Below are 14,977 nucleotides of genomic sequence, written 5' to 3'. Positions count from 1 at the left end.
TTTTCTATGCAAACGTTTTAAATTGTTGTTTTAAGCCAGATTTACAAATATTTGTCGTTTACTTATCGGTATCAATAAAGTGTCAATTTGACAATTACTTGTCTAGACAATTAGACCGTCAAGTAATGATTCAATGCCTCGCCATTGTTGTTTTTTTAAGGCTTTAAATAGGTTTTAGTTTTATATGATTAATATAAAAAGTATAATATGGTAATAAAGACAAATTACACGGCTGATTGAATGCCGGCGCGCAGGGTAATCAGACACAAAAGAAGGTTGCATCAACCCGAATGCAGTACAATTGTTTTTTAGTTAAGGCTTTTTATATCCTGACTTTTTCGCTATCATAAAAAGTCTTAATTTCGCTGCATGAATGAAAAACATAATCCCTGGACAATCCTCGACACCGAGGTAAAATATGATAATAACTGGATTCAGGTGGTACATCAGAATGTGCTTAACCCGAACGGTGGTAAAGGCATTTACGGAACAGTACACTTTAAAAATATTGCTATCGGAATTGTACCGGTAGATAGCGAAGGATATACCTGGCTGGTTGGCCAGTACCGTTTTCCGCTTGAAGAATATTCATGGGAAATACCGGAAGGCGGAAGCCCGGAAGGAGAAGATATGCTGGAGTCGGCCAAACGTGAACTTCTGGAAGAGACAGGTCTGGTGGCCGAACAGTGGACCATGATTTCAAAACTACATACCTCTAACTCTGTTTGCAAAGAAGTGGCTTATATTTATCTGGCCGAAGGGCTGACACAGGGAAACAGCCAGCCTGAAGAAACCGAGCAACTGCAAATCAGAAAAATTCCGTTACGTCAGGCTTACGAAATGGTTATGAAAGATGAAATAACTGATTCAATCAGCGTGGCAGGTATCCTAAAAACCATGTTGCTGAAGTTTCCGCAGCAATTATAAACCTAACAAATTAACACCAATATGCTTGAAGCGATTTCTTTAGGCTTTGCAACAGGAGTAGTATTAAGTTTCGGTTTTGGCAGTGTTTTCTTTGCACTTATTCAGACAAGCCTTGATTACGGCTACATGGCCGGCGTTAAAATATCTCTGGGAGTAATATTTGGCGATATCATCATGATAACCATTGCCTATCTGGGTACTTCTTTTTTGCCAGACATACCCCACTTTGCCACCATTTCAAGAGTTTTTGGGTCTTTACTACTGGTTGGGCTGGGCATTGCGCAGTTCAGAAACACAAAGCCACCGGCCGGTGTTCAGGATTTTAAACTGGCAAGGTTCTTTTATTTTTTTGGGAAGGGCTTTTTGCTTAACGTAATCAATCCGGTCAATTTTATATCTTGGATGGTAGTTTCGGCAACGCTAAAAGGCTATAAGTATGATATTTATGACGAAACTGCCTTTTTTACAACCTGCGTAGTGATGATATTCGTTATGGAGTCGGCCTTTGCTATTTTTGCCCATAAAATCAAAAACAAAATGAATAATAATACCATTCAGCGTATCAAATATTTTTCTGGTATTATTTTCATAGGTATCGGAATGAAGCTCATTTACGATATTTTCTGAATTATCAGGGGATATGCCCTATCCCCTGATAACCTCCCTATTTTTTTATACCTTTCTCATTGCTTTCTTTCTGCTGCATGGCCATCATTTGTTTCATGGTGCGTTCCATTCCATCAACCGAGCCATCAAGGAAAATCACGTTGCCTTTACCTTGTTCGGCAAAATGTTTCAGCGACTCCGTCCAAAGTGAAAACAGAATCAACGAAGAGTCAAGGTTTGCTTTTTCCATTTCTTTGGCGGCCACAGCCATACCTTTGGCCACCTCTTCCCTAAACTGCGCCAACCCCTGGCCTCTTAAACGGCTTGCCTCTCTTTCTGCCTCAGCCTGAATCCTGATGTAGTTGCCTTCTGCCTCTGCCGCTTTAGTTTTGGTAATTAACAAAGCCTGGCCTTCGTTTTCGGCAGCGGCCTTTGAGTTATTAGATGCCACCACTTTAGCCATAGAGCGCACAATTTCGTCGTCAAATGTAATATCGTTTATCTGCAGGTCAATCAGATGATACCCCCAGCCTAGCAGAATGTGGTCGAGGTTTTCTTTTACGTCAGACACAATCTCGGTTCTCAGGCTCAGAATCTCCGCTTGTTTTTTTGTAGCTACAAAGCTGCGGATAGAGCCTTCAATTGAACGCACCAGCGCTTGCATAAAGTTGGACTGGTCAATAAATTTAAAAGCAACGTTTTTGATAGATTCTTCCTGTTGGTCGGTTACTGTATACAAAAGCATGGCTTTAAAGTAAACATTGGCCTGATCGTTGGTAATGGCCTGAAATTGCAACTCAACCGAGCGGTTCTGAATAGAAATGGTACGAAAAACGTATTCAACAAACGGAATCTTGAAGTTAAGACCCGGTGACATGATGCGCTGATACTTACCAAAAACTGTAATAACTGCCACATTGCCCTGTTGTACAATTACTACCGAAAGGTAAAGTAGGGCTATAACCGGAACGACAAAAATGATGTAACCCATGATTTAAAAATGTTTAGTTAAGAATGTTGTTTCAAAGGTATAATACTTACACAAACCAAAAAATATTTGTTGATAAATGGTAATTTCAGCCTTTTTATATGGATATCAGGTACACAGATTAATAAAGTAAATTTTCTGTAAGATGTAACAAAAAAATTGAATTACCGGAAACAATTACTCAACTTAAGCCATTTAAAGCCACTATCAGGGTTTATACACAAATTTATCGACCTTATTACTGTATAAAACCAGCCACTTTTGGCTGCTTATTTCCCTTATCGGTTTATTTCCTCAAAATCGCCCAGGCCTTCTCTGATAACCTCAAAGTCGTCATCAATGGCCAGCACAACGGTTGATGCTTCAATACCACACCAGCCACCATCAATAATAATATCGGCCTTTTCTTTGTTCTGGTCGTAAATCACCTCTATTTCATTGGGGTACTCAATGATGTCGTCAATATCATCTTTTACTGAAGTAGTAATAATTGGGTTACCCAGCATTTCAATTATTTTCTGCGGAATTTCATGGTCTGGCACCCTGACTCCTATGGTTTTACGCTTGGTCTGCATAATTTTGGGCAAATCGCCGGTGGCTGGCAGAATAAACGTAAAAGGCCCGGGGAAAGCCCTCTTCATTAACCTGAACGCCGTGTTAGAAACTCTGGCATAAGTGGCAATGTTGCTCAGGTCATGGCAAACAATAGAAAAATTATTCTGCTGAGGCTTTATTCCCTTTATTTTACAGAGGCGTTCAACGGCACGCGTATTAAAAATATCGCAGCCCATTGCGTAAACGGTATCTGTCGGGTATATTACAATGGCACCTTCTTTAAGGGCATCTACTACCTGACGTATTTTACGCATATCAGGGTTATCCGGAAATATTTCGATGATTTCAGCAGGCATTATCTTAATTTATTGTGGTTCAGTTTGCGTACTTGGGTATAAAACAAAAAGGTTCGAAGTAAAGTTTTCTTCGAACCTTTTTACAAATATGATTGATATCATTTACTTTTTTTTCTGCCTTTGCCTGGCTTTGCTTCTACGGTTTTAGGCGCATTCATTTCAAAGTAATCGACTGTTAAACCAGCCAGCGATTTGATGCCCAGCGTAAAGCCTGATTCGTCAATATAAAAATCTGGGGTATGGTGTGGCGCCGGGTTGGTTTGTCCTTTGGGCATACCACCCAGAAAAAAGAAAAGACCTGGTACTTTTTGCTGAAAGAAACTGAAATCTTCTGCGCCGGTTTGTACAGCCTGCACAATTACGTTTTCCTTACCTGCAATTCCTTCAAGGGTACCAATCATTTTTTCGGTAAGCGCAGGGTCATTATAAGTAACCGGATACCCCGTATCAATTTTTACTTCAGCTACTGCTCCGGCACTGGTTGCAATGTGGGTTGCTATCTCATTGATTCTTTTATGAACCAATTGGCGCTGGTCTGGCGCAAAGGTGCGGATGGTACCAATCATCTCCAACGACTCCGGAATGATATTCTGGCGGATGCCTCCATGTATAGCCCCAACTGTAACAATGGCCGGGTTTTCGGTAATATTTACATTACGGCTTACAATGGTTTGCAGCCCCAGCACAATCTGCGATGCCGTTACAATCGGGTCTATGCCCAGCCAGGGGTTTGCACCATGAGTTTGCTTGCCTTTTATTTTTATACCCAGCTGGTCTACCGCCGCCATGGTTGCCCCGGGGCGATACCCAATTTTTCCGGCTTCTGTTACCGAGCTGATATGAAGACCAAAAATGGCATCAACCTTCGGGTTTTCCATAACTCCTTCCATGACCATCAATTCGGCCCCCGATTTTCCGTTTTTCAGCAATTTAGGGTCATAAACACCTTCTTCAGCCGGTTGAAAAATAAACTTTACCGTACCGGCAAGCTCGCTTTTGATTGACGACAGAATCTCTGCCACACCCATCAGAATAGCCACGTGCGAATCATGCCCACAGGCATGCATAACCCCGGTTTTCTGACCGTTATACTCGGTCATTACTTTAGATTTAAACGGCACATCTACTCTTTCTGTAACAGGCAGGCCATCCATATCGGCACGCAAGGCAACAACCGGACCAGGTTTACCTCCTTTCAGAATGCCAACTACACCCGTAACACCTACTTTTTCCTGTACGTCAATACCCAGTGAACGCAGATGGTCGGCCACAATTTTTGATGTTCTGTATTCAAGGTTGCCGAGTTCAGGGTTTTCATGAAAATCTCTGCGCCAGCTTACCACTTTCTTTTCAATGGCATCGGCACCAGCGCTTATTTTTGGTTTCAGTGAAGATTGCCCCACCGCCACACTGCAAGTAGCTGTAAGGAGTGTAATCAGTAGATTTCGCATTGATGAAATATAGTTTAGGTACTTGTTTATAGATTTCTGTTGCAGTATAGTTGTATTTGAAAACATTTACTAATCAAAAGCTTATAAAACGTCGGGCATAAAGGTTTATTTAGCTTTTAGAAATTTACTGGCAATTGTTACTGAATAGCTTTGTAGGCCTCAATCATTCTATCGGTAGAGAGAATATCAGCCCCTTTATTTACAAATTCTTTATAGAGGTTATCACCTTTTGCTCCAGCCATTTTATCAAGGTTACCTAAGGTACCCAGTATGGTAACAATACCTTTCTGGTGCAGAAAATCGTTAAATTCTTTGTTGGGTTCCCGGGTTCCTATAAAAGCTACCATATTTTTATCTGGTATACCCGCCTCATGATGTCTTTCGTATTCCTTCAAGTCGCGGATAGTTACCGAAATCATCAGGTTTGGGTCAAGGTTATAAACTTTTCTGGCCTGGTTAACATCATACGTAATAATAACGCAGTAGTTTTCGGCTTGTAGCTGTTTCACCATAGCCACTACTTTTTCATAGGGTGTATTTCTTTTTACGTCAAGCGTAAATATGACCTTATTTTTACCCCATTTGAGTACCTGTTCTAATGTCGGAATTTTAAAACTGGTCAGCTTGCCTGCATTGTCTTTCAGGTTCAGGTCTTTCATGTCGGCCCAGTTCTGATTGATAATTTTGCCTTTCCCGGTGGTGGTTCTGTCAAGCGAGTTGTCATGCATCATCATCAGCACGCTATCTTTGGTAATTTCAATATCACATTCAATGATATTAGGAATTTTACCTGCCAGATAAGCGAAAGACTCTAGGCAGTTTTCAGGATACCCCGGGATATCGCCCCCGCCCCGATGCGATGAAACCATCGGTTTGAATCCGGGTTTATACTTCAAATACTCAACCAACCCCTGCTTCGGAACAGGAATAAATGTTTTTTGCGGAACACTTCTGCAACTAAAAACAAAAAGTATAATAGACAGATATAGGTATCTCATAAGTAATTTTAGCTTTGAAAAAACGCAAGTCCTTCCTGATTGGTCTCTTTCTGGTAAATATTAAGAATTTCTTTGGCTGTTAAAAGTCCTTTAACCCCATATACCATCAGGCATACTGTTCCGCCATTGCCACCACCGGTTATTTTGGCTCCATATACACCAGACTTTGCTCCTTTGGCATGGGCAATTTCAACCAGTATGTCGGTGTGTTCATCACCAAGACCACACTTATTGTAACTCTCATGCGACTGATACATCAATTCGCCCATCAGCGGCAGCAGGTCTACATAATTATGGTTATTAAGTACTTTGGTCATTTCCGTAAAAAGCCTTACCCTTATGTTTTCATAAATCGGGTGTTCGGTGCTGGCCTTAATATTATAGTAGGTATCTGCCTTCACGTGTGCCAGAGGATCAGTAACCACCACGAAGTCGTTCATGAATTCTTTGCCATACATTGAGTTAAGCAAACGAGAAAAATTAGTTTCGTATTGCGAAGGCGAAATATTGCTGAGAAAACCCGAATAAGGCAAAAGATTGCTTTCTGCCACTTTCAGATCTTGCTTTGATACCCCCAGATTTTGCGCTATAATTGAGTAACCCATTGATGCGGCCGTGCGTACATCGCCATAAGATGCCGCACCCACTTTGTGGCGTATACCGCTATCAATACCTACAAAATACAAATTATCGGGTATTTTTATGCTCGGGTAAACCTTATCGGGCTGGCATAAAATAGGTAGCAGATAATTGGGCTTGCCAAGGTACGAGGTAAGCTGGTCCATCAGGCCGCAAGGAGCGCCTACTACCAAGTTTTCTGCTTTTTGTGCAAGAAGCGGCAGTTCGGTTCCAGAAAAATCAATCGAATACAATTCGCCGAGAGCTTTAAACATAGCTACCTCTATAGCTGCGGATGAAGACACCCCCTTACCAAACGGAACTTCAGATTGTATCAGAATATCCAGACCACCCAGCCGGGCATTTTTTTCTTTCAATAAAACCAGGTAGCAGCCAACCAGATAAGATGCCCAGTCGCCGCCTTCCATTTCAAATAAATATCTGTGGGCTTCTTCATAGTCTCTTGGCAGTTCTTCCAGATCTATAAAAACTTCGTTGTTTTCTGTCAGGTCAAGACTTTTAATATGAAGCTGATTATAATTTCTGTGACCAATAGTAACAGTGGCTTTTTCTTTTATTGGCATCTGTAATACCATTGAGCCGGAGTAATCGGCTACACCCCCCATAATATCAAGACGGCCGGTAGAAGTTGCCCTAACCAGACTCTGAGCAGAGCCGAAAAAATTACGTAAATCAGTAGAACTGTTAGAACTTATTTCCATAGTTAATCATAATAAAGATGCCATGGCCACATCTTTCCGAAAAATTTAGCGTTATTTATAATTTCTCAATAACAATAGCACTTGCACCACCCCCACCGTTGCAGATAGCAGCAAGACCATATTTGCCATTTTTTTGTTGCAGTACGTTTATAAGAGTAGCAATAATTCTTGCACCTGAACAACCAAGCGGATGCCCCAACGAAACTGCACCTCCAAAGATATTCAATTTATCGTAGCTAATGCCAAGTTCGCGGCAAAATACGATAGGAACTACAGAAAATGCTTCATTAACTTCAAAAAAGTCAATATCGGCTACGCTTAGTCCGACTCTTTTCAAGGCTTTCTGAGCCGCATAAACCGGCGAAGTGGTAAACCATTCCGGCTCCTGCTCTGCATCTGCATAGGCAATTATTCTGGCTACCGGCTTCAGACCATCACGCTCAACTGTTTCAGCCGAACATAAAACCAATGCCGCCGCTCCGTCATTAATGGTTGAAGCATTGGCCGCTGTAACGGTGCCATCTTTGGTAAAAACTGGCTTTAGGGCTGGTATTTTATCAAAGTTTACGTTCTTAAACTCTTCATCTTCTGCCACTACTTTCACGTTACCTTTTCTGTCGGTTACTTCAACAGGCACAACTTCATTGTTAAAAACTCCGCTCTGCCAGGCAGCTGCCGCTCGCTTGTACGACTCTATCGCAAAGTTGTCTTGTTCTTCGCGGCTTATGTTATATCTGGCAGCGGTGGCATCACCAAAACAGCCCATAGCCAATGGCTGATAAGCATCTGTAAGGCCATCTTTAGCAAGGCCGTCTATTAAAACACCGTTTCCGTAACCATATCCATAACGAGCTTTTTCAAGATAGAACGGAATCATCGACATGTTTTCCATTCCCCCTGCCACTATTATATTGTTTTCGTTCAATTCAATCGACTGGCTGCCTAAAATAACCGATTTCATACCTGAGGCACAAACCTTATTTATGGTTGTGGTATTGGTTTTGGCCGATAACCCACCATATAAAGCAGCCTGACGCGCAGGTGCCTGCCCTACATTTGCCTGGCACACATTACCAAAAAACAGTTCATCAACATCGTCAGCAGAAACTCCGGCTTTTTCAATGGATTTTTTAACAGCAATTGCTCCTAATTTCGGAGCCGGAACTGATGAAAGCGCACCACCGAAACTTCCGATTGGCGTGCGCACGGCAGATAAGATATAGGCCTTTTTCATAGGTATTTATTAAAAAATAAAACTGTTGCAGCGTTGTATCTGCAACAGTTAAACAAATTTTATGACAAAAAATTTCACCAGCTTTTTTTCTTATGGCCGGCAATTGCATAGTACAAAATAAAAATATAACAAACTGCCATAATCCAGAATCCTCTCTGCGGATTGGCCTCGCCACCTATGGCCGTATATGCCAACGGAATAATTCCGCCACCGGGTCCGATACCCATAATCAACAAGGCCGAACCGATTTTTGTAAATTTGCCCAATCCTTTAATAGCCAGCGGGAAAATAGACGGCCACATTAAAGCATTAGATAAACCCATTAAAGCAATACAGAAAACAGACACATAGCCTTCTGTAAAAATTGCGGCAACTGTAAGGCCTATACCAAGAATAGCCGAGTATTTAAGGGCATTCTCTTGCTTTATATATTTAGGTATAGCCACTATGCCTATCAGATAACCAACAAGCATGGCCCCTAAAGTATATGACGTAAAGTTTTTGGCTTCGTCAAGGCTGATGCCTATGTTTTTACCGTACTGGCCGATACCGTCGCCGGCAATTACTTCTGCACCAACGTAAAAGATAATGGCCATAACACCCAGTATAAGATTCGGAAAAGCAAAAACTGAGTCTTTTTTCTGAGCACCTGCCGTTTGTTCTTCTTCTTCTTTTACCTCAGGTAATTTTGAAAACCAGAACAATACAGCAACCAGAACAAGCACAACTGCCAGCGCCAAATACGGCGTGTTAATTCTTTGCACCAATTCGTTCAGAAGCGCTTCTTTTTCAGTAGCACTTTTAGTAACCTCCAGCTTGTGTTCAATGTCGCCTATTCCTTTTAGTACAATAGCACCCAGAATAATTGGCGCCAGAATACCCGCCAGTTTGTTAGCCATACCCATAATGCTGATTCTTTTGGCAGCGCTTTCAATTGGCCCCAGTATACTCACATAAGGGTTTACCGCGGTTTGCAAAAGTGCCAGACCTGTACCCTGCAAAAACAAACCGGCAAGGAAGAGTTCGAATTTACGTGAATTGGCGGCAGGAATAAAAACCAGCGAGCCAACAGCCACAATTATTAGCCCTATTACCATGCCATTCTTAAAACCTACCTTATTAAGTATTATAGAAGATGGTATTGATAAAAAGAAATAAGACATATAAAAAGCCGTAGTAACCAAAAATGCCTGTGTGTCTGTTTTTAGCTCACATGCAATTTTAAGAAAAGGTATGAGGGTGCCGTTGGTCCAGGTAATGTAACCAAAGGTAAAAAACAAAACACCAATCATTACTAATGGCATCAGATAGCTTTTATTGTTTTGCTCCATAATAATAGGGTTAAAATCAGTTTGCTGATAAGTAAAATATTTGTTTAGGTAATTGATTACTCTTAATATTCGTCGTTAAGGCCAAACGTGCGTTTGCGTGTACGCCATTTGCCACGGGTAAAATCAGGAATTTCAACCGGAGAGCTGCCTCTGGCAATTGATAGTTCAGATAGCGGGCTGATGGCACTCCAGGCGGCGGCATCGTAAACGTCAATTGGCGGAGCCACTTTCTTTTTAATAGATTCAATAAATGCGCGTATAACAAAAAAGTCCATTCCGCCATGTCCGGCATTGGCCGCATCCTGTTCAAAACGCTTCCATAACGGATGGTCATATTCTTTCTGATAATCAGCAAATGGCTCCCAGGTATCGTGCTTTTTAGACACACCATCCAGATAAATCTGGTTGCCGTCGTTCATCCAAATACCTTTTGTTCCCTGCGCCCTGAAACCCAGTGAATACGGGCGTGGGCTGCTGGTGTCATGTATAATTACAATGTTTTCACCGTTAGCACATTGTATAGTGGTAGTTACAATATCGCCCAGTTTAAAGTTTGCCTTTGCATTAGGGTGGTTGGGGCCGCCGTTCTCAACTATATAATTATGCAAACCGCGTGTTTTTGTAGCCATTGACGTAAGGTATAAAAACTGATTACCATAGTTAATGTCCATCCAGTGTGCTACAGGGCCAAGGCCATGCGTTGGGTAAAGATCTCCGTTTCTGTCAACCGAGTGCTGGGTTCTCCAGCGGGCTTCGCTAAATCCTTTTTCTCCAAATTCAACACCTTTGCCATGCGCGGTTTTGCCATCGTTCAGTTTAACAAAGCGCAAATCATGCTGATACCCGCAATGGCCATACAATAACTCGCCAAACATACCTTTACGAACCATGTTGAGCACGGCCATAATGTCACGTCGGTAACATACGTTTTCAAGAATCATGCAGTGCGAGCCTGTTTTTTCGTAGGTATCAACCAGATCCCACGATTCCTGCAATGTAACCGTTGCCGACACCTCTACGCCTGCGTATTTGCCTGCTTTCATGGCGGCAATGGCCATGGGTACGTGCCATTCCCAAGGGGTGGCAATTACAATACCATCCAGGTCATCACGCTTTACCATGTTCTCAAAATCTCTTTCACCTTTTGTGTAGGCAACAGGCAAGGCTTTATTAAATTTCTGGAATATTTTATTTGCCTCTGCAATTGAGTTTTTATCAATGTCGCAAATAGCCGGAACCTCCACATCGGGGCGATACATCACCTGTTGCAGGTGAGTGCGGCCTCTGAGGCCAACGCCAATAAAACCAAGTCTTACTTTTTTCTCTTCGGTGGGGTTCTTTTTTACAATAAATGGTATACTTGAGGAGGCAAGGGTTGTACCGATAAAGTCGCGTCTATTCATAGTTTATGTTAGGAGATTAGTTTTGCAAAAAAATAGACTAATTATTCAATTTCAAAAGTTTAGGTTATAAATATTATTTTTTGCGGCCTTTTACAGCCTTATTTTAATAATACCGCCGATTAATAATATTGACTATTGGATACACCGGTCTAGCTAAAAAAGCTGGCTGAAAGATTTTCAGGAAGCGGCAAATTAACCCGGTTAACCCCACAAATGATTTTATAAAAATTATTACACCGGATAAAATCATCAAAAAAGAAATCTCTAAAACAGATGGCGCTTTACTCAGGAAAATAACAGATGATTCTGATACAATTGACATAGAAGACTTACCCGAATTTACAGAGTATTCTTCATAATCTTGATTCAAGCTGACTTTAAAAAATTATGTTTATTGTCTTGGATGAAATTACCTCATAAAGCATTAATTTTGCTTGATGTGTTTTTTATTTGCTAAAAAAAAACGATGTAATAACCATCTAAAACAATTTTGTTGTGAAAAATTATTTACTCTCCGCACTCATTTTCTTTGTATTTCATTCTATTTCGTTTGCGCAGTTTGACTGGCAATGGCTTAATCCTAAACCTTCCGGAAGTGATATTATCGATATGACGTTTATATCAGAAAAGGAAGGTTTTATTTTGACTAAGAATCAGCTTTTAAAAACAGATAATGCAGGTGAAAGCTGGGAGATTAATTATCCGGTTTCAAGTCCGGTAGATATTGAATTTAAAGGGACCAAAGGTCTTATTGTGGAGAAGAATGCTGTACATTTAACATTAGATAAAGGTAAAACATGGAAAAAGTTGGATATTCTGCCTTCAGCTCTTATTTATGAAACAAGCCATACAGCAATTATTCTTTCAGATTCTGAAATTGGTTTTAGTGACAGTGATTTTATATACTTTTCAGCAGACAATGGGACGGTCTGGAGATATTTCTCTGCACAACTAGCCAATACAAAGATATCTAAAGTTTACTTCTTTACTGATGTAACTGGGCTTTTGTTGACCACTGACGGGAGGATTTATAAAACAGAAGATAAAGGCCAGAATTGGAAATTGACATTAATGCAGGATTACGTATCAACAGACTTCAGAAATGTGTATTTTTTGAATGATAAAGTTGGATACGCATCTAGAGAGAATAATTCAATAATAAAAACCATTGACGGTGGAGAAACATGGTCAACAATACAAAATCTGTCGGTTGCCATTAATAGCTTTAGTTTTGTTGATGAAAATAATGGTTTTCTGGCAAGTGGAGATGGTTTAATTAATACTACATCTGATGGAGGCAAAACCCTGTATATGAAATCTATAACTGGGGGTGTAAAAATCAATATCTCACTAAACAGTATTTATTTTCTGAATAAAAACATTGGCTTTGCAGGAGGAGACAAAGGAGCGATTTTTAAAACTACAGATGGAGGTAAAACATGGCAGCCATATTCGCTTTATGCGAATGACATTAATCATATAACTTTTTCTTCAAGTCGTATCGGATACTTTACTTCATCATCCGGGAAACTCTATAAAACACAGGATAAAGGGAATACATGGGCAGAAAAGTACGATTTTGAAAATCATCTATCTCAACTACGTTTTTTTTCAGATGATAAAGGAGTGGTTGTAATGAATGGGTTAGTTTACAAAACAGAAGATGGGGGCAAAACATGGAAAATAATCAAACCTTTTGATGGTATTAACGGGACCATGAATACTCATGCTTTTTATTTTATTACTGAAACCACGTGGGCAGCATCTGCTACTTTTAATAATTCTGTTAATTATTTCAAAATCACTAAAGATGGAGGACAAAACTGGAACTCAAAAACAAGTGATATCGGCAATTTTACTAAACTGCATTTTTTTGATACTGAGAATGGTATAGGAATAAGGAATGGAGATTTGTACAAGACTATTAATAGTGGGTGGGACTGGACATTGCTGTCGGATATTAATGATTATTATAAAGATATTAATGGGGTTACTGATTCAGTAGCCTATGTTTCTTCTAATGGCAAAATTTTATTAAGAACCACTAATAAAGGCAGGACCTGGAAGGACCATGTAATGCCAGGTAATCAGGTAAAGTCAATATTCTTTATAAATGAAAATGTAGGATTCTCAGCAGGATTAACAGGCCCAATTTATTATACAATAGATGGTGGACTATCATGGAAGGGTACGGATTATCCATTAAATGCGGGCATTAGTGCAGTTTATGCAAATTCAGAAAATATTTATTGCGCTGGTCCTAACGGAATGCTTATAAGAAGCAAGATAAAAATAGAAGATTATGGCGTGAAAGTACCTTTAAGTGCTGAGAATATTGGATGTTTTGATGCCAAAGTGTCAGGTACAGTTTTTGCCAATTACTTACCTATAAGCAATATAAAGTTAGAATATGGCTATAGTGATGAAAGCCGTATGGTTTTAGCCGCAAGTGAATCTACCCTTGCGCCTAATAGTAGTAGGAATCAAGCGTTCAATATCAAGAATCTGAAATCGGGCACTAAATACTGGTTTTTTATTTCGTTTGATTACAATGGCAAACGCCAAACCTCTGACACTTCGTATTTTAGAACCCTACAGGAGGTTGAGCTATTTATGTCTTATGAGGGAAGCATCATAGGGAGCAGAAAAGGGAAATTTAAAGCGCGTGTAATTTCCAACTTTAAATCTGTTACTGATATTGCAATTGAATATGGGAAAAATAACGTTTTCAATGAACTTACCAAAGCTAAACCGGATTCGGTTCAGGCACTGCAATCGAAGGAAATTGAAGTCGAACTCACAGGCCTCACCCCTGACTCCAGTTATGTAACCAGGCTAAGGGTAAAATCAAATAACCAGACATTTTTTTCTGACCCAATACTATATTATAAAACACTGCCAATCTATTCTCTTTACATACACCCCCCATCAGTGAGTAATGGAATAGTATATATAAATGGGTGGATTCGAGTCCCGGATGACAGCATTAAAAATATTGTGTATGAGTATGACACCACAAGGCTATTTAAAACCCCAAAGATTGAAACAATTTCTGGTATAAAAGGTCCAACCGGGACTTCTTCAGCGAATATAAGAGTAGAATTGTCAAATCTCGACCCTGAAAAACTATATTATTCAAGATTGAAATTTACGATTGGAGATGAAATTGTGTATGGACCTCTTGATTTATTTTCATTAACTCAGAAGGTAGAAATTATTCCTACTGATATTGAATTTCTCGATTCGAAAACAACTATTTTGAAAGCATTGCTGTATACCGGATGGAATAGTATTTACGGAACCAAGTTTCTTTATGGAGAAAACGGTGTTCTCACTGATTCGGTAAAAGCACAAAGTAAAGAATCAGGGGGTAACTATTTTGTTACTACTAATTTATCTGCTGTTTTGATAAACCTGAAACCCAATACTTATTATAAAGGACAATTTAAAGCTATCACAAGTTCTAATACCTATCTCTCAAAGCCTTTTACTTTTTTTAACGGAACTCTACTTTCAAACGAACCCGAGAATAAAAGTAATTTGCTGATTTATCCTAACCCCACTAATGATTTTATAAAAATCATTACCCCGGATAAAATTATTAAAAAAGAAATCTTTAAAACAGATGGGGCTTTACTCAGGCAAATAACAAATGATTCTGATACGATTGATATAGCAGACTTACCGACCGGGCTTTATATCCTGAGAGTTTCAACGCCAAGGTCTGTGGTATCTAACAAAGTAATCAGGCAGTAATAGTCTTAAAAACTACAAAAGGATTTAACAGA

Annotated in this window: 11 protein-coding genes; 3 read left to right on the top strand and 8 right to left on the bottom strand. The window is 39.9% G+C overall.

What is annotated here, in order from left to right:
- Positions 1-369 precede the first annotated feature (369 nt).
- Both MB380_RS11110 and MB380_RS11105 read left to right on the top strand, forming a co-directional pair.
- Positions 370-927: an NUDIX hydrolase gene (locus tag MB380_RS11110; RefSeq protein ID WP_253522272.1), complete on the top strand. Its 558-nt coding sequence runs from the start codon at positions 370-372 to the stop codon at positions 925-927.
- A 21-nt stretch (positions 928-948) separates the two neighbouring features.
- Positions 949-1,554, top strand: a complete 606-nt coding sequence (locus MB380_RS11105; RefSeq protein WP_253522270.1) for a LysE family translocator — start codon at positions 949-951, stop codon at positions 1,552-1,554.
- A 37-nt stretch (positions 1,555-1,591) separates the two neighbouring features.
- Here MB380_RS11105 and MB380_RS11100 read toward each other — a convergent pair whose 3' ends face one another.
- The 8 genes from MB380_RS11100 to MB380_RS11065 form a co-directional block, all read right to left on the bottom strand.
- Entirely contained in the window at positions 1,592-2,524 is a 933-nt protein-coding gene (locus tag MB380_RS11100; RefSeq protein WP_253522267.1) for an SPFH domain-containing protein, read from the bottom strand.
- Positions 2,525-2,799: 275 nt separating this feature from the next.
- Positions 2,800-3,432, bottom strand: a complete 633-nt coding sequence (locus tag MB380_RS11095) for an L-threonylcarbamoyladenylate synthase (protein WP_253522263.1) — start codon at positions 3,430-3,432, stop codon at positions 2,800-2,802.
- Positions 3,433-3,530: 98 nt separating this feature from the next.
- A complete protein-coding gene (locus tag MB380_RS11090) occupies positions 3,531-4,883 on the bottom strand; it encodes an amidohydrolase (RefSeq protein ID WP_253522260.1) in 1,353 nt (450 codons plus the stop codon).
- Positions 4,884-5,020: 137 nt separating this feature from the next.
- Complete coding sequence (locus tag MB380_RS11085; RefSeq protein ID WP_253522259.1) at positions 5,021-5,881, bottom strand: glycerophosphodiester phosphodiesterase family protein; 861 nt, start codon at positions 5,879-5,881, stop codon at positions 5,021-5,023.
- Positions 5,882-5,889: 8 nt separating this feature from the next.
- Entirely contained in the window at positions 5,890-7,221 is a 1,332-nt protein-coding gene (locus tag MB380_RS11080) for a hypothetical protein (protein WP_253522257.1), read from the bottom strand.
- Positions 7,222-7,276: 55 nt separating this feature from the next.
- Positions 7,277-8,455: an acetyl-CoA C-acyltransferase gene (locus MB380_RS11075; RefSeq protein WP_253522255.1), complete on the bottom strand. Its 1,179-nt coding sequence runs from the start codon at positions 8,453-8,455 to the stop codon at positions 7,277-7,279.
- 74 nt (positions 8,456-8,529) lie between these two features.
- Positions 8,530-9,786 carry a sugar MFS transporter gene (locus MB380_RS11070; protein ID WP_253522253.1) on the bottom strand — a complete coding sequence of 419 codons (1,257 nt, stop codon included), beginning with the start codon at positions 9,784-9,786 and terminating at the stop codon, positions 8,530-8,532.
- Positions 9,787-9,848: 62 nt separating this feature from the next.
- Positions 9,849-11,189, bottom strand: a complete 1,341-nt coding sequence (locus MB380_RS11065) for a Gfo/Idh/MocA family protein (protein WP_253522251.1) — start codon at positions 11,187-11,189, stop codon at positions 9,849-9,851.
- Positions 11,190-11,684: 495 nt separating this feature from the next.
- On the opposite strand from MB380_RS11065, the gene MB380_RS11060 reads away from it, so the two are divergent.
- Positions 11,685-14,945 carry a YCF48-related protein gene (locus MB380_RS11060; RefSeq protein ID WP_253522249.1) on the top strand — a complete coding sequence of 1,087 codons (3,261 nt, stop codon included), beginning with the start codon at positions 11,685-11,687 and terminating at the stop codon, positions 14,943-14,945.
- Positions 14,946-14,977 lie beyond the last annotated feature (32 nt).

The sequence above is a fragment of the Emticicia sp. 21SJ11W-3 genome (genome assembly GCF_024138715.1).
In the GTDB taxonomy this organism is placed as follows: domain Bacteria; phylum Bacteroidota; class Bacteroidia; order Cytophagales; family Spirosomataceae; genus Emticicia; species Emticicia fluvialis.
This window is presented reverse-complemented; position numbering and strand designations above follow the sequence as displayed.